This is a genomic window from Mesorhizobium sp. BHscii (genome assembly GCF_053848065.1).
The window spans coordinates 101,389-122,233 of sequence record NZ_JBSPKW010000018.1 but is presented as its reverse complement, the minus strand read 5'-3'; the positions used below and the strand labels follow the sequence as shown (position 1 = coordinate 122,233).

Below are 20,845 nucleotides of genomic sequence, written 5' to 3'. Positions count from 1 at the left end.
ACGGACGCACGTCGCTCTAAGGCTGACTGACGATGACGGCCGCCCTCACCCATCTTGGCGCGAAAGGCGAAGCCAATATGGTCGATGTCGGCGACAAGGCGGAGACGACGCGCACGGCAATCGCCGAAGGTCTTGTCGCGATGCGGCCCGAAACGCTGAAGATGATTCTTGACGGCGATGCCAAGAAGGGCGACGTGCTGGGCACGGCGCGCATCGCCGGCATCATGGCGGCCAAGAGGACGCATGAGCTGATCCCGCTCTGCCATCCGCTGCTGTTGACCAAGATATCCGTTGACATCGAACCGGACGCGACGCTGCCAGGCCTGAAGGTCACGGCGCTGGCCCGCGTCACAGGTAAGACCGGCGTCGAGATGGAAGCGCTGACCGCCGTCTCGGTCGCCTGCCTGACCATCTATGACATGGCCAAGGCGGTCGACCGCGCCATGGTGATCTCGGGCATCAGGCTGGTGGAAAAGACCGGCGGCAAATCCGGCGACTACAAGGCGGACGCCAAGGGGGCAGGCCAATAATGGCACTGCTTCCGGTCGCCGAGGCGCTCGAGCGCCTGCTTGAGGATGCTGCGCCCTTGCAGGCTGAATGCGTCGCCCTGATGGACGCCGCCGACCGCGTGCTGGCGGAGCCGCTTCTGGCGCTTCGCACCCAGCCGCCGTTCAACGCGTCCGCTATGGACGGCTATGCCGTGCGGGCCGAGGACGTAGCGTCCGTGCCCGCAAGACTTTCGGTGATCGGCATGGCGCCGGCCGGACGCGGCTTTGCCGGAACAGTCGGCCCGGCGCAGGCCGTGCGCATCTTCACCGGCGCGCCGCTTCCTGCAGGCGCCGACACCATCGTCATCCAGGAGAATGCCAGGGATCTCGGCGGCGGCAGCGTCGAAGTGACCGCGTCGACGGTTGAAGGCCGCAACATCCGCTGCCTCGGGCTCGATTTCTCGAAGGGCGACATCCTGCTGGAGAAAGGCCGCCCGCTTGATCCGGCGGCATTGTCGCTGGCGGCGTCGGCCAACCACCCGCAGGTCAGCGTGGTGAAACGGCCGCTGATCGCCATCATCGCCACCGGCGACGAATTGCTGCCGCCGGGCAGCGACCTTGGCCCCGACCAGATCATCTCGTCCAATGCCTATGGCGTCGCCGCCGCGGCCCGCTCGGTCGGCGCCAGCGCGCTCGATCTCGGCATCGCCCCCGACCGCAAGGAGGCGATCGCCACGCTGGTGAAACAAGCGGTCGACGCAGGCGCCGACGTCATTGTCACGCTGGGCGGCGCCTCGGTCGGCGACCATGACCTGGTCCATGACGTGCTGACCGGTGAAGGCATGACGCTCGATTTCTGGAAAATCGCCATGCGGCCTGGCAAGCCGTTGATGTTCGGGCGGCTGGGCGACATCCGCTGCATCGGCCTGCCTGGCAATCCGGTGGCGAGCCTGGTCTGCACGCAGCTCTTTCTGAAGCCGCTGCTTGCGCGGCTCGGCGGCCGCGCCTTCCGGCAGGACATGCGTCAGGCGCGGCTCGGCGCCGCCATGCCGGCCAACGATCTCAGGCAGGACTATGTACGCGCGGTGGTGAAGGAAGAAGCCGGCACGCCACTGGCGACCCCGTTCGGCGTCCAGGATTCCTCGATGCTCAAAATGCTGGCCGACGCCAACGGGCTGATCGTGCGCGAGCCATTCGCTCCCCCAGCCGCGACGGGCGCCGCGTGCAGCGTGCTGATGCTACGCTGAACAAAACGTCAACACATTCATTAAACTTTAAACGGTTGCGGAACACAACTGGAACAGATAGTGTTTGTTCTGGGTTTGTTTTTCTGATTCTGTTGGGGGTCGCGATGCTGACACGCAAACAACATGAACTGCTGATGTTCATCCACGAGCGGCTGAAGGAAAGCGGCATTCCGCCCTCGTTCGACGAGATGAAGGAAGCGCTCGACCTCGCCTCGAAGTCGGGGATCCATCGGCTGATCACGGCGCTGGAGGAGCGCGGTTTCATTCGCCGCCTGCCCAACCGGGCCCGCGCGCTGGAGGTGCTGCGCCTGCCCGATTCGATCGCGCCCGGCCTCAATGCGGCTCGCAAATTCTCGCCAAGCGTCATTCAGGGCAGCCTTGGGCAGGGCAGCCTCGGACGACAGATCAAACCGGCGCCTTCGCGCCTGCCCGCGGCCGGCAATGACGACGACGTCGTTGCCACCATCTCCATACCGGTGATGGGCCGCATCGCTGCCGGTGTGCCGATCGACGCCATCCAGCACCAGACGCATTCGATCTCGGTACCACCGGACATGATCACCGGCGGCACGCACTACGCGCTGGAGGTCAAGGGTGATTCGATGATCGAGGCCGGCATTTTCGACGGCGACACGGTCATCATCCGCAACGCCGACACCGCCCAGCCTGGCGAGATCATCGTCGCATTGGTCGACGAGGAGGAAGCGACGCTGAAGCGGTTCCGCCGCAAGGGCGCCTCGATCGCACTGGAAGCCGCCAATCCGGCCTATGAGACGCGCATCTTCGGGCCGGACCGGGTCAAGGTGCAAGGCAAGCTCGTCGGACTGATCCGGCGTTACTGAGCGGCAGGCTTCTTGGGTTTCTCGGCCCTGCGGTATGGCGGCAAGCCCCTCGCCTCGCGCGAAAATCTCCGCTGCTCGTGCCAAGGCCTATATGGCTGTCTGACGGCAAAACGGATTTCTGCGCGCGTCGTCGCTGATAGCGGATCGAAGAAGACGGCGGCACTGCCCATGCGAGCGAGCTGCCGTTTGGTGACGACGAGAACCAGCGGATTGCGGCAGGGATTATAATAGGCTGTGGCATCGTCGATGACGATCAAATCCGCAAAGGCACAGGCTGGCCGTGCGGTTTTGCGGTCGTCGGCGAGTGCGATGATCGCGCCGGACGGGTGCCGGGCGAGGCACAGGCCGGCAGTGCAGTAGAAGGGCGCTCCAGGCGGCAGGTCGGCCGGGTCGGCGATGTCGAACCGCACGTCTCCTTTTTCGAATGTTTCCGGCTCGACAATGGTCGCTGAAACCAGCGCATGTTTCCAGTTGTCGGTGGTGAATTCGTTCGAACGCACCCGGTTGACGGCAAGTTCGCCGCCGCCGATCGGCAGCGCCACCAGATGCGCATCTTCCGAAATCAGCACATCGGGGGCGCGCGTGTCGGAAATCGTCAGCAGGCCGGCGAGCGCAAAGGGAAGTGCCGCAAGCCGCAACCATGTCGTCGCCATCGTAGCGATGACCAGGGCGACCGTCACCAGCAGAACCGACTGCAACGAGATCAGCCCGACTGCATCGACCGGCGACCGCTCGGAAATCCATCCCGATATTGCGATCATGGCCGTCAGTCCCTTGCCCATCATGTAGAGGAAAGGTCCGTCGAAGCCGAAAGGCATTGCCAGAGCGCTGAGGACGGCCAGGAACATGACGACCGTGACGATTGGCATGACCGCCAGATTGGCGAACAGGCTAAGCGGCGATACGCGCTGGAAGTGCCAGATGGCGAAGAGCGCGGTGGCGCTGCCGGCAATGATGGAGGTCATTGCGATGGTCCCTGTCCCAGCGGCGAGTTTTCGCGTGACGAAAGCGACCGGCGACCGTCGCTGTGGCGGCGCCGTGGCCCTGTCGGCACGATAGTCGGACCATCCGGCATAGGCGCCCACGAGAGCAGCAGTCGCGGCGAAGGACATCTGGAAGCTTGGGCCGACCACCTCGTGCGGCGACACGACGATGACGGCGATGGCAGAAATCGTCAGATTGCGCATGGTAAGTGCCGCTCGGTCGAACAGCACGGCGACAAGCATTACCGCCAGCATGATGAAGCTGCGTTCAGCCGCGACCACGATACCGGAAAAAATGAGATACGCAGCGATGGAAAGGAGTGCGGCAGCAGCCGCATATTTCTTGACCGGCCGGCGTGACGAAAAATCGGGAAACAGCGCAAAGGCGCCGCGCAGCAATCCCATGATCGTGCCGGCGACAAGCGCCATGTGCAGGCCGGAAATCGAGATGATGTGGTAGATGCCGGTGCGCCGCATCGATTCGTTTATCTCTTCGGGAATGCCGGCACGCACACCGATGATCAGTGCGGCGGCAATCTCCCCCTCGGCGCCACCAATGCTGTCCCTGATATGGTCGGCAATGTTTTCGCGCGCCTTTTCGATCGAGGAAGAAAGGCGCGCGGCGAACGGCGCATCCTCGGAAACGACGATCTTCGGATTGCTGAGGAAAAAGCCACTGGCACCGATACCGGCGAAATAGCTGTCAAAGGAGAAGTCATAACTGTCCGGCCTAACCGGGCCAGTCGGAGGCAAAAGCCGCACATAACCGGTTGCCACCGAGCCTGCAGTCATCTCAGCGGGAATTTTGCGTGCCGAAACCCTGACACGTCCCGGTGCATAACGCAGTGTCGGCCGGGCGGTCGACATCACGTCGATGGTCAGCCTGATCCGGCCGTTCGCCATCTGATCGAGCCTAACGACACGGCCGGTGAGCTGGGTCTGGATTTCCGAACCGAGCATCTGCGTTCCCGCGCGCCAGGTTTCAACCTTGGCGGCGAGAACACCGAGTGCGCACAGCAACGCTGCCATGAAGCACAGATGCGTCTTGCGCCATGAGCGCGTGACAGCCGCACACAACGCCGTGAGGACCACGACGGCAATGGGCTGCGGAAAGTCCGGTTCGACGGTAAGCGAAAAATAGACGATCACCCCGCACGCCAGAAAAACCGGCACCAGCAGGAAGGCGACGCCGCGGTCGAGTTCCAGGCCGGCTGCCGAGGCCATGCTGTTGCGGATACCGGATGGTGAAAGATGGCTAAGCTGTCGGCGGAAACGAATGACGGGCCCCGGTTGTGGAGCCGGTATTGGCGCGGAGCGGTCCGGCGAAAGAGACTGGGTGGCCGGGTGCGATGCAGGCAGCAAAGCGGCTAGCGGCTCGGCGTGAGGAACGTCGGCAAACAGCGATCGTTCGCTGACGCTTGTGATCGCGCCCTCGCTCTCGTCCACGCCCCGGCCTGGTCCAGCCATCGGGTCTGCCCCTTGCACCCTTGACCTCCTATGCTACATGAACGCGCGACGCGCGAAAGTCCGCGCAACCACATCCGTTCCTGCGCTTGCCTGAGAGTTCTATGTCCGACAAGGTCGTCACCCGTTTTGCCCCCTCTCCCACCGGCTTCCTGCATATTGGCGGGGCGCGCACGGCGCTGTTCAACTGGCTGTATGCGAAACACACTGGCGGCAAGATGCTGCTGCGGATCGAGGACACCGATCGCGAGCGTTCGACCGATGCGGCAACCGCTGCCATTCTCGATGGGCTCGCCTGGCTCGGCCTCACCTGGGACGGCGAGCCGGTATCGCAGCTCGAGCGCGCGCCGCGCCACCGCGCGGTCGCCGAGGAGCTGGTGCGGCTCGGCAAAGCCTATTACTGCTATGCGACGCCGGCCGAGTTGGAGGCGATGCGCGAGAGCGCGCGTGCCAAGGGGCTGCCTCCTCGGTATGACGGCCGCTGGCGCGACCGCGACCCGTCGGAGGCGCCGGCCGGCGCCAAGGGCGCGATCCGCATCAAGGCGCCGGCCGGCGGCGAGACGGTGGTGCATGACCGCGTGCAGGGCGAAGTCCGCTTCCCCAACAAGGATCTCGACGATTTCATCATCCTGCGCTCGGACGGCAATCCGACCTATATGCATGCCGTCGTCGTCGACGACCATGACATGGGCATCACCCACATCATCCGCGGCGACGACCATCTGACCAATGCCGCCCGCCAGATGGTGATCTATCGAGCCATGGACTGGGACGTGCCGTCGATGTCGCATATCCCGCTGATCCATGGCGCCGACGGTGCCAAGCTGTCGAAGCGGCACGGTGCGCTAGGCGTCGAAGCCTATCGTGCCATGGGCTACCTGCCTGAGGCACTGCTCAACTACCTGGCGCGGCTTGGCTGGAGCCACGGCGACGACGAGGTCATGTCGATCGCCGACATGATTGCCTGGTTCGACATCGGCGACGTCAACAAGGGGGCCGCCCGCTTCGACTTCGCCAAGCTCGAGGCGCTGAACGGCGTGCATATGCGCCGCATGAACGACGCCGAATTGCTCGATATCTTCATCGCCACTTTGCCCTATCTGGAAGGCGGCCCGGCGATCGCAACGCGCCTCGACGACACGCGCAAGGCGCAGTTGCTCGCCGCCCTGCCCGGCTTAAAGGAGCGGGCCAAGACACTGGTCGAGCTGGCCGACGGTGCCGCCTTCCTGTTTGTCGAGCGACCGCTGCGGATCGACGAGAAGGCGGCGGCGCTGCTCGGCGGTGATGCGCGCGAGATCCTGCGGGGTGCTCATGCGGCGCTGAAGGCGATTTCAGGCGACTGGACGGCCGAAGCAGCGGAGGCTGCGATCCGGGGATATGCGGTGGCCGGCGGCCATAAGCTCGGCGCTGTGGCCCAACCCTTGCGCGCCGCGCTCACCGGCAAAAGCACCTCGCCGGGCGTGTTCGACGTGCTTGCCGTGCTTGGCCGCGAGGAAAGCCTGGCGCGCGTCGCGGATCAAATCGATTAGCAAAACTGGCCCAAGAAGATTGGCATTGAAAGGTGGGTTTCGCAGTGCAACATTAGGCCTTGGCCCAATTTGGCACGCAAATCCAATTGCGGGCGCAAACGCGCGAACTCCGGTGCTTTCGAAGTGTTGCGTTGCAGATATTTCGCCTTTGCCGGCATGAGAAAAACCTAAAGGAGTTTGCAATGTCCGAAGCTGCGACAAAAATGGAATTTGGCGGCAAAACCCACGCGTCGACTGCGAAGCTTGAATTCGGCGGCAAAACTCACGAGCTCAAGGTGCGAAGCGGCTCGGTCGGACCGGACGTCATCGATATCGGCTCGCTTTACAGCACCACCGGGGCGTTCACTTATGATCCCGGCTTCACTTCGACGGCAAGCTGCGAGTCGGAAATCACCTTCATTGATGGCGATGCCGGCATCCTTTTGCATCGCGGCTATCCGATCGACCAGTTGGCCGAGCATGGCGACTTCCTCGAAGTCTGCTACCTCTTGCTCTACGGCGAATTGCCGACCAAGGCGCAGAAGGACGATTTCGATTACCGGGTGACGCGCCACACCATGGTGCACGAGCAGATGTCGCGCTTCTTCACCGGCTTTCGCCGCGACGCGCACCCGATGGCGGTGATGTGCGGCGTGGTCGGCGCGCTGTCAGCCTTCTATCACGATTCCACCGACATCTCGGACCCCTACCAGCGCATGGTCGCGTCGATGCGGCTGATCGCCAAGATGCCGACGATCGCGGCGATGGCTTATAAGTACCACATCGGCCAACCCTTCATTTACCCGAAGAACGAGCTGAATTTCGCGGCCAACTTCCTGCATATGTGCTTTGCCGTGCCGTGTGAGGAATACAAGATCAATCCGGTGCTGGCGCGTGCGATGGAGCGCATCTTCATCCTGCATGCCGATCACGAGCAGAACGCCTCGACCTCGACCGTTCGCCTCGCCGGCTCGTCGGGCGCCAACCCGTTTGCCTGCATCGCCGCCGGCATCGCCTGCCTGTGGGGACCGGCTCATGGCGGCGCCAACGAAGCGGCCTTGAACATGCTGGGCGAGATCGGCCATGTCGACCACATCCCGGAATTCATCGCCCGCGCCAAGGACAAGAACGATCCGTTCCGGTTGATGGGCTTTGGCCACCGCGTCTACAAGAACTACGATCCGCGCGCCAAGATCATGCAGAAGACCGCACATGAGGTTTTGGGCGAACTTGGCATCAAGGATGATCCGCTGCTCGACATCGCCATGGAACTGGAAAAGATCGCGCTGACCGACTCCTATTTCATCGAGAAGAAGCTTTATCCGAACGTCGATTTCTATTCCGGCATCACGCTGAAGGCGCTGGGCTTCCCCACCACCATGTTCACCGTGCTGTTCGCGGTCGCCCGTACCGTCGGCTGGATCGCGCAGTGGAAAGAGATGATCGAGGATCCGCACCAGAAGATCGGTCGCCCGCGCCAGCTCTATACAGGTGCGCCGGAACGCGACTACGTGCCGATTGCTAAACGGTGAATAGAAGAAGTGAGTAGTGAGTAGTAAATAGGAATTCTAGACGCCGAGCTGTGCTCTGCTATCTTCACTACTCACTACTCACCCTTTGATGTATTTCATCACGACCCCCGCGGCGATATCGCCGGAAGGTTCATCAACGGCCATGCGTCTGGCCACCTCGGCAAAACCCTCCTTCTGCCATGCGCGATAGGGGGTGTCGGAAAAAAGCGCCTCCAACTGCCGCGCCAGATAGTGCGGCCGCACATATTCGTTGTAGCTTTCCGGCACGATCGGGCGATCGGCGATGAGATTGGGCAAGGCGGCGCTCCATACGGTGATCAGGCGCTGGGCAATCCGCATGACCGGATCGAGCCGGTAGCAGGAGATCATCGGCACGCCCGACAGCGCCAGTTCCAGCGACACCGTTCCCGATGCGATCAGCGCTGCATCGGCCTTGCCGAAGGCCTGCCATTTGCGTTCGGTATCAAGGATGATCTCCGGCTTCTCGTCCCAGCTTGCCACCGAAGCCCTGACTAGGTCGGCGACATGCGGCACCGTCGGCAACAGCAGGCGCAAGCGGTGTCCGCGTGCGCGTAGGATCGAGATCGTCTTGCCGAACGGGCCAACCAGCCGTCGCACCTCACCGCGACGCGAGCCGGGCAGCACAAGCAGTGTCTTCACACGATCCTCGGACAGGTCGCGCGGCAGGCTTTGCGCCTTGGCAGCGCCGAGCACGCCCGGATCGTGCATAAGGCGATGGCCGACATAAGTGCCGGGCGGACCGCCGAGGCGGGCGAGCTCCTTCACCTCGAAAGGCAGGATGCAGAGGATATGATCGACATACGGTTTCATCGCTTCCGCCCTGCCCGGCCGCCACGCCCAGACGCTCGGGCAGACATAGTGGATGATCGGGATTGCCGGATCGGCGGCACGCACCTTCTTCGCCACGCGCAGCGAAAAATCCGGGCTGTCGATGGTGATGAGGCAGTCGGGCTTTTCACCGGCGACCGCGTCGGCCGTCTGGCTGATCCGTCGCATCAGGCGCGGCAGGTCGCGCAGGATGGCGCTCAGGCCCATCAGCGCGATCTCGCCGCCGTCGAAGAGCGGCGTGAGGCCGAGCGCCTGCAAATGCCGGCCGCCGATGCCGACGAGCCGGACCTCGCGGCCAGTCGCGCGCTTGAGCGACGCTACGATGTCGGCGCCAAGCAGTTCGCCGGATTCCTCGCCGGCGACGATGGCGATCTTCAGCGGTTTCTTAGTCGCCATGCATCGGCTCCGCAGCAGGCAGGCCGATCACGAATAGGCCGAGCGCATTGGCGCGGGCAACGACGGTAGGGCCTTCCAGAACCAGCGAGCGGCCGGCTTCGATGGCAATGCCGGCAAGTCCGGCGGCATGCGCCGCCTCGACCGTCTGCGGGCCGATGGAGGGCAGGTCGGCGCGCAACTCCTGGCCGGGCTTGGCGCATTTGACCAGGACGCCGCGCGTTCTGCCGGCCAGCCTGCCATGGTCGCGCAACTGCCTTGTTCGATCGAGCAATCCGTCAGTGCCCTCGACGCCCTCCAGCGCGATGGCGCGGCCGCCGATCGCAACAGCCGCCTGGCCGATATCCAGCGCGCCGATGGCCTTTGCCGCCGTATGCGCCGCTTCGATGTCGCGCCAATCGGATTTCCGCGGCATAGCCTTGGTCAGCGCGCCTTCGGCAGCGACCAATTCCGGCACGATCTCATGGGCGCCGACAACGTTGATGCCGCTGCGCTCGATCCTCCGCACGAACAGTTTCAGCACGGTGTCGTCGCCTTGGGTTACACCGACAAGAAGGCTGGGCACCCAGGCGAGCAGGCCGAGATTGAGGCGCATGGCGCTCAGCCGGGGACGGCGTGTGATATGGCCCGCTGTCACCAAATGGGTAACATGATGATTTTTGAGCGTCGGCAGCAGTGAGCCGACATCCTCCAGCCTCAACGTTGCCTGCTCGTAGGCGTCGAAATCGGATATGCGGTCGACCTCGCCCGCCACGATTACCACGAAGGGAGACTTACCTTGCCCACCAAGCGCCCTGGCGACTTCGACCGGCAGACTGCCGCCGCCGGCAATGATGCCGACCTTGGCGTCTGGCGCGAGATCAAGGCCCGTCCGGGTGGCCTCACTCTTCGTCATCTGCATCGTCGCCGTCGCCAGCCTTGAGCGACGGGACGGCATAGTGCCGCTTGCCGCGACTGGCGATGAAATCGATGATTTTCATGGCGGTCGGTGACGAGGCGAATTCCGCCTTGGCGGACTCGAGGTTCTCGCCGACGGTTCGGGAGCGATCGAAGATCGTCCTGTAGGCCTTGCGCAGCGTATGGATCTCGGAGCGCGGCAGGCCCGCGCGCTTCAGGCCGATGATGTTGAGTCCGCGAAGGCTGGCGCGATTGCCGACGGCGATGGCGTAGGGAATGACATCCCCGACGATTGCCGAGCAACCGCCGAGAAAGGCGTTGTCGCCGACGCGGACAAACTGATGAACGGCGGTGAGGCCACCGATATAGACGTTGTCGCCGATCTCGCAATGGCCGCCCAGCGTCGCCTGATTGGCGAAGGTGGCATTCTTGCCGACGAAGCAGTCATGGGCGATGTGGGCGTAGGCAAGGAAGTTGCCGTTGTCGCCAATCGTCGTCTCGCCGCGGCTGGAATCGGTGCCGAGGTGCATGGTCACGCCTTCGCGGATCGTGCAGTTCTCGCCGATGACCAGCGTGGTGCGGCCGCCTTTGTGCTTGGTGTTCTGCGGCGGCGCGCCCAGTGTCGCCATCGGATACACTTTGGTCGACGCACCGATGATGGTCGCGCCCATCACCGAGACGTGGCTGACCAGTTCGACGCGGTCGCCGATCATCGCGTCGGCGCTGATGTGGCAGAACGGCCCGATGCGGACGCCTTCGCCGATTTTTGCGCCGGCCTCGATGACCGACGATGGATGGATGACTGTCTGGATTTTCATAAGCATTCGATCGTCAGTCGCTCGTAACCATCATCGCGGAGATCTCGGCTTCCGCGGCCTTGACGCCGTCGACCAGAGCCTCGCAGGCGAATTTGAGAAGGTTGCCGCGTTTCTTGATTTTCTTCACATGGATCTTCAACTGGTCGCCGGGAACGACCGGTTTACGGAATTTGGCATTGTCGATGGTCAGGAAATAGACCAGCGACGGTTTTTCGGTGCCAAGGCTGCGGATGCAGATGGCGCCGGCCGTCTGCGCCATTGCCTCGACGATCAGCACGCCGGGCATGACCGGCTGATCCGGGAAATGACCCTGGAAATGCGGCTCGTTTATGGTCACGTTCTTGATGCCTATAGCGGACTCGTCGCCATCGATGTCGATGATGCGGTCGATCATCAGGAACGGATAGCGATGCGGCAGGAGCTTCATCAGCCCCAATATGTCGACCGCCTCGAGCGTCGTCGCCGCCACCATCTCAGTTCTTCCCTCCGTCGCCTGATTTGCGCGCCCTGGCCAGTCTTCGCAGAGCCGCGATCTCCCGCATGGCTTCCGCCATGGGCTGCGCTGGGTACCCACCCCAAATCTCGCCCGCAGGGACGTTGCTCATGAACCCGCTTCTTGCAGCAAGCTTGGCTCCTGTCCCTATGGTCAGGTGATCTGCAAGGCCGACACCGCCACCCATGGTGACGTTGTCGCCCACCGTTACGGAACCGGAAATACCCGAAAGGCCGGCGATTATGCAGTTGCGGCCGATACGGACGTTATGAGCGATCTGCACCAGATTGTCGATCTTGGTGCCTTGACCGATGATCGTGTCGGACATGGCGCCACGATCGACCGTGGTGTTCGAGCCGATCTCGACGTCGTCCTGGATAACGACCCGGCCGATTTGCGGGACGCGCTCCGGGCCCTTGGCGCCGGCCACGAAGCCAAAACCGTCCTGGCCGATGCGGGCGCCGCCATGAATGATGACGCGGTTGCCGATAAGCGCGTACTGGATGCTGGCGCCTGGACCGACATAGCCGTCGCGGCCGAACTGGCAGGAGGGACCGATGACGGCATGAGGAGCGATGACGGTTCCGCTGCCGATAGATGCGCGGGGGCCGATGATCGCGCCGGCCTCGACGATCGCGCCGGCCTCGACATGCGCCGATGAATCGACATGGGCATGCGGCGAGATACCGGTTTCGCCGGTCATCGGCGCCGGTGTCGCAGCCGCCGGAAAAAGAAGGCGTCCGACCATCGCGAAAGCCTGTTGCGGGCGTGGATGGACCAAAACCGCGATGCCCGCCGGCGCTTTGCCGGCAAATTCGGCGGGACAGAGAACCGCCGCTGCCCGCAGCGATTGCATCAGCGCGAAGTTGCGCCTGCCATCGACGAAGACAAGGGCGTGCTCGCCGCCTTCGCTTGCCGGCGCCAAGGCTTCGATCGATATATCGGAGAGGTCGGAATCAACAAGCACCGAGCCGGTCAGATTCGCGACTTCGCCAGCCGTATACCGGCGTGATGGCGCGAAGAACACCGGATCGGTCATTCCAGAAGCTATATCCAGCTAGCGCATGACCCCGAAAATCGGAATCGATTTTCGGAAAGGATCATGCGCAAAATCAAAGTTCTACAGCGTCCTTTGCGCGTCCAAGAGGACGCGCGGCGCTGTAGTGTCGGATCACTCTCTTCCGGACGCCAACGCCCGGAAGCATCGTTGCCCGCCGATCAGAAGCGGGTCGATATACCGAAGTTGAATTCCTGCACGTCGTCGGTGTCCTCCTTGAGGACCGGAATCGCATAGTCGATGCGGATCGGGCCAAAGGGCGACGCCCACATAAGACCGACGCCGACAGATGCGCGCCACTGCATGTCGACCGTCGACTGATCGACCAGTGTAGGATCGATCTTGCTGCCATAGAGCGTCGCCGCATCGGCGAACACCGCGCCGCGCAGGCCGAAGCTTTCCGGAATGACCGGCATTGGGAACTGGGCTTCCGCAGAGGCATTGAAATAGGTGGTGCCACCGAGATGGTCGTCGGCGTCTTCATTGTCGACCGGGCCAATGCCGCCATAGGCGAAGCCACGGATCATGCGGTCGCTGCTCTGGAAATGATCGAAGATGCGCAGGTCGTCGTTGCCGTAGCCCTGGATATGGCCGGCTCCGCCCGAAATCAAACCAACCAGATCAAGCTGCTCAGACAATGTCTGGTAAACGCTGCCACGCGCGGTCACCTTGACGAATTTGGCGTCGCCGCCGAGGCCGGCGAATTCCGTGGTGACGTTGGCGAAGATGCCTTCATGTGGGTTCTTCATGTCGTCGATGGTGTTGTAGACCAGGCCGAGACTAACCGACGACTTGAGCCACGGGCTTTCCGCAATCCCGTTTAAGATAGCCGTAGAGATGTCGCAGCCAGCCAGTGGATCGCAGTCATCGTCGAGCTTGTACTTTTCCTGCGCGATATTGTACGCCAGCTGCGTCGAGATGTTGTCAGTGATCGGCAGGCCGAAGCGCACTGTCGCGCCTAGCGTCTCGCTCTTATAGTCGTTGTACTCCCTGGTCCGATTGAAGACATCGAAACCGGCGGCAATGCGCCGCCCGAGGAAATAGGGCTCGGTGAAGGAGAAGCTGTAGTCGCGCGAATTCCTGCCGCCGCCCGCCGATAGTTTGATGAACTGGCCGCGTCCGAGGAAGTTGCGCTCGGTGATCGATCCCTCGACGGACGGGCCTGACGTGTCGCCGCCTGTCGAATAGCCGGCGCCAATCGAGAACTCGCCGGTCGATTTTTCGACCACGTCGACCACGAGCACCACCTGGTCTGGCTCAGAGCCGGGAACGGTGGAAACTTCGACTTTTTCAAAATAATTGAGCGCTTCCAGCCGCTTCTTCGCGCGCTGGATGAGAACCTGGTTGAAGGCATCGCCCTCGCTCACGTCGAATTCGCGGCGAATGACATAGTCGCGTGTCCGGTCGTTGCCGCGAATCTCGATGCGCTCGACATAGGCCTTGGTGCCCTGGTCGATCGTATAGACCACTGAAATGGTGTGGTTCTCGAAATTGCGGTCGCCGCGCGGCGTCACCTGGGCGAAGGGATAGCCGGAACCGGCGACCCTCTCGGTCAACGCAATGATGGTGTCTTCGACGTTCTCAGCGTTGTAGACGTCGCCCTTGTGGGTTTCGACCGACGACTGCAGCGATGCAGCGTCGACCTCGGGAATCGTGCTCTCGACGCTGACGTCGCCGAAGGTGTAGCGGTCGCCCTCCTGCACGGTGATGGTCACCGTGTACTTGTTGGTGGTTTCGTCGAGTTCGCCGACCGCGGAAATCACCTGGAAGTCAGCATAGCCGTGATTGTAATAAAAACGGCGCAGCAGCTCCTCGTCGGCGCGCAGCTTATCTTCGTCATAGACGTCGTCGCGCAGCACGAACGAAAGGATGGACGAGCGCTTGGTGGAGATGACGTCGGACAGGCGACGGCTCGAATAGGCACTGTTGCCGACGAAATTGATCGCGGCGATCTGCGTGCGGCCGCCTTCGTTGATGTTGAAGACCACGTTCACGCGGTTGTCGCCGAGGTCCATGATCTGGGTGGTCACGGCGGCGTCGTCGCGGCCGATACGCCTGTAGGCAGCCTTGACCGCCTCGACATCGGCATCGAGCGCCTGCTGCGAGAATGTTCCACGCGGCTTCAACTGGACCGCGGCCGCAAGGGCGTTGTCCTTGAGCTTCTTGTTGCCCTGGAACAGGACCTGGTTCACGACCTGATATTCGGAAACCTTGATGACCAGCGACGAACCGACCTGGTTGATCTGGACGTCCGAGAACAGCCCGGTGCCGAACAGCGCCTTGACCGCATCGTCGATATCGGAACTGGAAAATGGCTTGCCGGGCTTGATCGTGACGTAGTTGCGGATCGTGTCGGCGTCGACACGCTGATTGCCGCTGACTTCAACTCTTGAAACAACAGCGGCCTCGGCCGCCGATGTGGCAACGAACTGCACTGCGAGCGCACCTGGTACGACCAGGGCGGCGGACAGGGCCACCGCGGACGCGGCGCTCAGAAACTTGGATGCTGCCTTCATCGGGCTTTTGTACCTTTTCTCGAAGTCCCCACGGCGAGAAAACCGGACGTGCGGTAATTTCCCCTACCGTATTAACCGGATTTTCCCTACACGCAAGGCTCCTGGTTAATTTGTAATTACTTAACCCTGTTGCGTGGCTTTCGCGTCACGCATATCCCCATGCATGGTAAACGGCGTCTCAACATTGGCTGTGCCGAAGCCAAATTTCTTCATGATTTCAGCATCCAAACAGGTCGTTCCAGAAAACGAACCCCATGAAGCCCAAGACGAGAAGCAGGCCGGCCCTGTAACCCATTTCCATCATCCGTTCCGACACCGGTCGCCGAATGACGGCCTCCACGCCGTAGAACAGGAGATGGCCGCCGTCGAGGGGGGGAATCGGCAAAAGGTTGAGAATACCGATCCCGACCGACAACAGCGCAACAAGTTGCACAAGCCAGTCGAAGCCCAGTTTTGCCGCCTGCCCCGACATCTTTGCGATCTTGATTGGACCGCCCAGCTGGCATTTGTCTTCGCGACCGACGACGAAACGCTGCAGGAACTGGCCGGTACCCTGGATGATGTGGCCGGTTTCCTCGACCGCGGCAGCCAGTGCGCCAGCCGGGCTGTAGGTGATCAGGCGCGGTTGGCCGAATTCCTGGTTGTTGACGACGCCGATCACGGCCACCTTGACCTTGTTGCCCAGCGCGTCTTCCTGTTCCATTAACCGCGGCGTCGCCGTAACGGTGATCTCCTTGCCGTCGCGCAGCATGACGAAGGTGATGGCGTCGCCGCCGCGGCCCGAGACCCGGCGCTGGACGTCGGCGAAGGTCTGGACCTTGCTGCCGTCGACGCTGACGAATCGGTCCCCGGGCAGGATCCCGGCCTGCGCCGCCGGACTGTCGGCGGTGACTTCAGCCACCATCGGCTCCATCACAGGGCGGCCATAGGCGGTAAACAGCACCGCGAAGACGGCGATCGTCAGCAGGAAATTGAACAGCGGACCGGCCACCACAGTCGCGGCGCGCTTCCAGACCGGCTGCGTGTGAAACGCGATCTTGCGCTCGGCATCGGTCAGCGTTTCGATCTCCTCCGAGCTGGGCTGGCTCGATGTGGCGTTCATGTCGCCGACGAATTTGACGTAGCCGCCGAGTGGTATGGCGCAGAGTTTCCAGCGCGTGCCATGGCTGTCATTGAAGCCGAAGAGTTCCGGGCCGAAGCCGATCGAAAAGACTTTCACGCCGATGCCGCACCAGCGGCCGACGAGATAATGGCCCATCTCGTGGACGAACACGACTACGGTCAGCACGAACAGGAACGGCACCAGCGTGCCGAGGACAAAGCCTTCCGTGCTGAAAACCGCGTGAAGAATCTCGTTCAACTTAAGTCCTCAAATTCGTCCGCAGCACGGTCGTACCGCGACTGTGGCATCAATCCAGGCGAATCCATGGCGCATCCGGGCGCAGGTCAAGAAACCAGGCCGGGAATCAATGCTGGTCAAGCTGGAAACAGCCCCTGTGCCGGATGGTCGGCGGTCGCCGAAATCCAGCCGATGACGTACAGGGCGAAAGCCGCCGCGACAAGCCCGTCGACCCGGTCCATGACGCCGCCATGGCCCGGTATCAGCGTGCCCGAATCCTTGCGGTTGTGGCGGCGCTTCACCCATGATTCGAAAAGGTCGCCGGCCTGGGAGACGAGCGAAAGCACAAGCGCGACGACGCTGAGCACTGCGAGATTGCCGGCTCCGGCCGCGGCCGCCAGAAGCAGCCCGGCAACCACGCCGCCGACGGCGCCGCCGAGTGCCCCGCTCTGAGTCTTGCCTGGTGAGATCGACGGCGCCAGCTTCGGACCGCCGACAGCGCGGCCGACGAAAAAGGCTGATATGTCGGTCGCCCAAACCACCGCGAACAGGAAGAGAATGGCGACGAGGCCGGGATGATCGCCATCACGCAAAAGAGCAAGTGACAGTCCGAAAATGGCGGCATAGGCAAGGCCGGACGCGTCCCACTGTCCCGCCTGGCGCATCGAAGTCTGGCGCATCGAACCCACGACCACGGTGACAACGACCATCACTGCCACAAGAAGCAGAAGCCATGACGCAGGCAAGCCGGCGACCAAACCGCCGACGAAAACCAGAAGCAGCGCTTCCGGCAGAAAACCAAGACCCGTGGCGGCAACCGGGCGGCACATTCGTGACCATTCGTAGAAGATCAGAATCGTCATGGCCGCGCAAAGCAACCGGAAGGGCAGTCCGCCCAGCCAGGTCAGGCTGAGTGTGACGACCGCAAGCACGACGGCAGAAATAACCCGAAGCTGGAGGTTGCTCATCCCTTGGCCGTCACGGCGACGTCTTGAGCGCCCAGACCGCCGAAACGGCGCTCGCGACTGGCAAAGTCACGCAATGCGTCGGCCAAATGCTCGCGGCTGAAATCGGGCCAGTAGCAAGGCAGGAAGACAAGCTCGCTATAGGCCGCTTGCCACAGAAGGAAATTCGACAGCCTGAGCTCGCCGCTGGTACGGATGACCAGTTCCGGATCCGGAATACCCTGGGTATCGAGAGAGCCGGCAAAGGATTCGGCCGTGATCGCCTCGCTGTCGAGCTCGCCGCGCGCCACCGCCGAGGCAAGCTTGCGCGCTGTGCGCACGATCTCGTCGCGTCCGCCATAGTTGAAAGCGATGACCAGGGTCAGCGCGTCGTTGTGGACGGTCAGGGTTTCGGCCTCTTCAAGCAGGGTCCTGATGTCAGGCTGCAGCCCTGCCCTGTCGCCGATGATCCTGACCCGCACGCCGTTTTGGTGCAGTTCGGCGAGATCGCGGCGAATGAAGATTTTCAACAGGCCCATCAGGTCGCTGACTTCGGACTTCGGCCGCGACCAGTTTTCCGACGAGAAGGCGTAGACGGTCAGGAACGAGATGCCAAGGCCAGGAGCGGCGCGCACCGTGTTGCGCAGCGCCTCGACGCCGGCACGATGCCCAGCAAGCCGTGGCAAGCCACGCGCCTTGGCCCAGCGTCCGTTTCCGTCCATGATGATCGCGACATGCGCGGGGCTTGTCATGTTCTCGCTTTCGAGCCAGCAGTGGCCAGACCCTAAACCTGCATGATTTCAGCTTCCTTATCGGAAAGCAGATGGTCGATGGTGCTGATCGTCTCGTCGGTGAGTTTCTGAACCTGGTCGGACCGCTTGCGATGATCGTCTTCGCTTATATCGCCGTCCTTTTCCGCCTTTTTGAGAAACTCCATGCCGTCCCGGCGCACGTGGCGCACGGCTATACGGGCATTCTCTGCATAACCGTGCGAGATCTTGACCAGTTCCTTGCGGCGCTGTTCGTTGAGCTCGGGCAGCGGAATTCTGAGATTGGTGCCATCGACGATCGGATTGAAGCCGAGATTGGATTCACGGATGGCGCGATCGACCGCGCCGACCATCGACTTATCCCAGACCGAAACCGAAATCATGCGCGGCTCCGGCACCGACACGTTTGCCACTTGGTTGATCGGCATGGTGGTGCCGTAGGCCTGCACCTGGATCGCGTCGAGCAGGTTGCTCGAAGCGCGGCCGGTCCGCAGCGAAGCCAGATCGTGCTTGAACGCAGCGATCGCCCCGTCCATGCGCCGTTTGAGATCATCGTATTCGCCACTCATCATCGTCTCCTCGACCCGTTAGCCGGGTTCACTTCAGGGTAATCCCGTATTCAAGCCTCAATCCGAAAACCGGTTCCCGCTTTTCGCCTACGGGAAACCTTCGGTTCGGGATCGGGCTCCCGATCAGTCGTCCGTGACGACCGTGCAACGGCCGCCGCCCCTCAGAATATCACCGAAACCACCCTTCTCGTGGATCGAATAGACGATTATCGGGATGTTGTTTTCGCGCGCAAGTGCAATCGCGGCCGTATCCATGATCGAAAGACCGCGTCTTATGACTTCGCCATGGCTGATGCGCTCGAAGCGGGTCGCATTCGGGTCCTTCTTGGGATCTGCCGAATAAACGCCGTCGACCTGGGTACCCTTGAACAGCGCATCGGCGCCGATTTCTGCCGCGCGCAGCGCCGCGGCCGAATCGGTGGTGAAGAAAGGATTGCCGGTGCCGCCGGCGAAAATGACGACCTTGCCCTGGTTCATGTAGGCGGTCGCTTGACGCTGCGAAAAGCTCTCGCAAAGCTCAGGCATGGCGATTGCCGACAGCACCACCGCGTCGACGCCGATCTTGTTCAGCGAAGTGCGCAGCGCCAGCGAGTTGATGACGGTGGCGAGCATGCCCATGTGGTCGCCTGTGACCCGGTCACCTCCCTTGGACGCAACCGCCACGCCGCGAAAGATGTTGCCGCCGCCGATGACGATGCCGACCTCGATGCCCAGGGCGCGGGCCTCGGCGATGTCGGCGGCGATGCGATCGACTACCGACACGTCGATGCCGAAATGCTGCTCGCCCATCAACGCTTCGCCAGATGCTTTCAGCAAGACACGTCGGTAGAGGGGCTTCACCGTCATCTGGTCCTCATTATCATGCGTGTGACGCGCCGCGGGCTGCCGCCGCGCAGGCGCTGCCCCGAAACATTGGGTTCCGATACACGAAGGGCGCCGCGATGTCACGCGGCGCCCGAACCGGAAAACTCTCTTCCAGCCTTTAGCTTACGCCGGCAAATGCACCTTGCATGAGCAGATCCGGGCATGAGCAAATCCGGCAGATAGCCAACCGGCCTGTCGCCGGCCGCACCGCGCAAGAAATCGGCCGGGCATCCTCGCGGACACCCGGCCATAAAGTCATTTCAGAAAGATGGGGTGCGGTTTACTTCTTGACCGCCGCCGCGACTTCCGCCGCAAAATCGGTCTCTTCCTTCTCGATGCCCTCGCCGAGCGCGAAGCGCAGATAAGCAGTGATCTTGGCCGGTGCGCCGATGTCCTTCTCGGCATCCTGCAGCGCCTTCTCGACGGTGATGTCGGGATTGAGCACGAAAGCCTGCTTGAGCAGCACGACCTCTTCGTAGAACTTGCGCAGACGGCCCTCGACCATCTTCTCGATGATCGCCTCCGGCTTGCCGGACTGGCGCGCCTGGTCGGCGAAGATCGCCTTCTCGCGCTCAACCGCGGCCGGATCGAGCTGCTCCGTCGTCAGCGCCATCGGGTTGGTGGCGGCGACATGCATGGCGACCTGACGGGCAAAGGCGTTGGCGGCCTGCGCGTTGCCTGTCGTCTCGATGGCGACCAGCACGCCGAGCTTGCCAAGGCCGTCGGCAACCGCATTGTGGACGTAGGTCGCGACAGCGCCGTGCTCGACCGTGAGCTTGGCCGAACGGCGGAAGCCAAGATTCTCACCGATTGTGCCGACAGCGTCCTTGATGGTGTCGGCAACCGACTTGTCGGAACCCGGATAGGGGGCGGCTGCGACGGCCTCGGTTTTGCCGCCATAGGCGAGCGCGACCTTGGCGACCTTGGCGACGATCTCCTGGAAGGCGGCGTTGCGGGCAACGAAGTCGGTCTCAGAATTGACCTCGACGACCGCCGCCTCGCGGATACCGGAATCCACGCCGATCAGGCCTTCGGCCGCGGTACGGCCGGCCTTCTTGTCGGCCTTGGAAATGCCCTTCTTGCGAAGCCAGTCGACGGCCTCTTCCATGTTGCCGTTGGTCTCGTTCAACGCCGCCTTGCAGTCCATCATGCCCGCGCCGGTCAAGTCGCGGAGTTCTTTGACCTGTGCAGCCGAAATACTCATTGTCGCCTCTTTGTTTAAAATGCACCGACGCACCACCGGTCCTCGATGATGCGCCTGGCGCCAGCGCC

18 protein-coding genes are annotated in these 20,845 nt (G+C 62.5%); 5 read left to right on the top strand and 13 right to left on the bottom strand.

The annotated features are described in order from the left end of the window. Positions 1–32 precede the first annotated feature (32 nt). The 3 genes from moaC to lexA all read left to right on the top strand — a co-directional run bounded on the left by moaC (position 33) and on the right by lexA (position 2,577). Positions 33–530 (top strand): cyclic pyranopterin monophosphate synthase MoaC, encoded by a 498-nt coding sequence (gene moaC, locus ACWTU7_RS23010; protein ID WP_029352743.1) that lies wholly within the window; start codon positions 33–35, stop codon positions 528–530. Then, positions 530–1,735, top strand: coding sequence for a molybdopterin molybdotransferase MoeA (locus tag ACWTU7_RS23005; RefSeq protein ID WP_455840456.1), 1,206 nt, complete (start codon positions 530–532; stop codon positions 1,733–1,735). The genes moaC and ACWTU7_RS23005 overlap by 1 nt, the downstream gene beginning before the upstream one ends. Before the next feature lie 104 nt (positions 1,736–1,839). Further along, on the top strand, positions 1,840–2,577 hold the full coding sequence (gene lexA, locus ACWTU7_RS23000) for a transcriptional repressor LexA (protein WP_065009592.1): 738 nt from the start codon (positions 1,840–1,842) through the stop codon (positions 2,575–2,577). Here the strand turns inward: lexA and ACWTU7_RS22995 are convergent. Continuing rightward, positions 2,571–5,027 (bottom strand): ComEC/Rec2 family competence protein, encoded by a 2,457-nt coding sequence (locus ACWTU7_RS22995; protein WP_455840455.1) that lies wholly within the window; start codon positions 5,025–5,027, stop codon positions 2,571–2,573. The two genes, lexA and ACWTU7_RS22995, sit on opposite strands and share 7 nt — an antisense overlap. A gap of 101 nt (positions 5,028–5,128) precedes the next feature. Here ACWTU7_RS22995 and gltX point away from each other — a divergent pair, with 101 nt between their 5' ends. Together gltX and gltA are read left to right on the top strand one after the other, a co-directional pair. Beyond that, the gene (gene gltX / locus ACWTU7_RS22990; protein WP_455840454.1) at positions 5,129–6,553 is read left to right on the top strand and encodes a glutamate--tRNA ligase; all 1,425 of its coding nucleotides are present in this window, start codon (positions 5,129–5,131) and stop codon (positions 6,551–6,553) included. Between the two features lie 182 nt (positions 6,554–6,735). Beyond that, positions 6,736–8,064: a citrate synthase gene (gene gltA, locus ACWTU7_RS22985; protein ID WP_065009590.1), complete on the top strand. Its 1,329-nt coding sequence runs from the start codon at positions 6,736–6,738 to the stop codon at positions 8,062–8,064. A 78-nt stretch (positions 8,065–8,142) separates the two neighbouring features. Here gltA and lpxB read toward each other — a convergent pair whose 3' ends face one another. The 12 genes from lpxB to tsf all read right to left on the bottom strand — a co-directional run bounded on the left by lpxB (position 8,143) and on the right by tsf (position 20,777). After that, a complete protein-coding gene (gene lpxB, locus ACWTU7_RS22980; protein WP_455840453.1) occupies positions 8,143–9,309 on the bottom strand; it encodes a lipid-A-disaccharide synthase in 1,167 nt (388 codons plus the stop codon). Continuing rightward, positions 9,299–10,201, bottom strand: coding sequence for an LpxI family protein (locus ACWTU7_RS22975; RefSeq protein ID WP_455840452.1), 903 nt, complete (start codon positions 10,199–10,201; stop codon positions 9,299–9,301). Before ACWTU7_RS22975 ends, lpxB begins: the two co-directional genes overlap by 11 nt. Next, positions 10,188–11,021, bottom strand: a complete 834-nt coding sequence (gene lpxA / locus ACWTU7_RS22970) for an acyl-ACP--UDP-N-acetylglucosamine O-acyltransferase (protein ID WP_455840451.1) — start codon at positions 11,019–11,021, stop codon at positions 10,188–10,190. Before lpxA ends, ACWTU7_RS22975 begins: the two co-directional genes overlap by 14 nt. 13 nt (positions 11,022–11,034) lie before the next feature. Further along, complete coding sequence (gene fabZ / locus ACWTU7_RS22965; protein ID WP_095520391.1) at positions 11,035–11,493, bottom strand: 3-hydroxyacyl-ACP dehydratase FabZ; 459 nt, start codon at positions 11,491–11,493, stop codon at positions 11,035–11,037. Between the two features lies 1 nt (position 11,494). Then, on the bottom strand, positions 11,495–12,553 hold the full coding sequence (gene lpxD, locus ACWTU7_RS22960; RefSeq protein WP_455840450.1) for a UDP-3-O-(3-hydroxymyristoyl)glucosamine N-acyltransferase: 1,059 nt from the start codon (positions 12,551–12,553) through the stop codon (positions 11,495–11,497). 179 nt (positions 12,554–12,732) lie between these two features. After that, on the bottom strand, positions 12,733–15,087 hold the full coding sequence (bamA, locus tag ACWTU7_RS22955; protein WP_455840449.1) for an outer membrane protein assembly factor BamA: 2,355 nt from the start codon (positions 15,085–15,087) through the stop codon (positions 12,733–12,735). A 217-nt stretch (positions 15,088–15,304) separates the two neighbouring features. Further along, positions 15,305–16,447 carry an RIP metalloprotease RseP gene (gene rseP / locus ACWTU7_RS22950; RefSeq protein ID WP_029352766.1) on the bottom strand — a complete coding sequence of 381 codons (1,143 nt, stop codon included), beginning with the start codon at positions 16,445–16,447 and terminating at the stop codon, positions 15,305–15,307. A gap of 116 nt (positions 16,448–16,563) precedes the next feature. Next, positions 16,564–17,394 (bottom strand): phosphatidate cytidylyltransferase, encoded by an 831-nt coding sequence (locus tag ACWTU7_RS22945; RefSeq protein ID WP_455840448.1) that lies wholly within the window; start codon positions 17,392–17,394, stop codon positions 16,564–16,566. Next, positions 17,391–18,122 carry an isoprenyl transferase gene (locus ACWTU7_RS22940; protein ID WP_029352770.1) on the bottom strand — a complete coding sequence of 244 codons (732 nt, stop codon included), beginning with the start codon at positions 18,120–18,122 and terminating at the stop codon, positions 17,391–17,393. Before ACWTU7_RS22940 ends, ACWTU7_RS22945 begins: the two co-directional genes overlap by 4 nt. A 32-nt stretch (positions 18,123–18,154) precedes the next feature. Beyond that, the gene (gene frr / locus ACWTU7_RS22935) at positions 18,155–18,709 is read right to left on the bottom strand and encodes a ribosome recycling factor (RefSeq protein ID WP_036267909.1); all 555 of its coding nucleotides are present in this window, start codon (positions 18,707–18,709) and stop codon (positions 18,155–18,157) included. Positions 18,710–18,832: 123 nt separating this feature from the next. Further along, positions 18,833–19,555 (bottom strand): UMP kinase, encoded by a 723-nt coding sequence (gene pyrH, locus ACWTU7_RS22930; protein WP_029352773.1) that lies wholly within the window; start codon positions 19,553–19,555, stop codon positions 18,833–18,835. Between the two features lie 298 nt (positions 19,556–19,853). Continuing rightward, complete coding sequence (gene tsf, locus ACWTU7_RS22925) at positions 19,854–20,777, bottom strand: translation elongation factor Ts (RefSeq protein ID WP_455840447.1); 924 nt, start codon at positions 20,775–20,777, stop codon at positions 19,854–19,856. Positions 20,778–20,845: the final 68 nt, after the last annotated feature.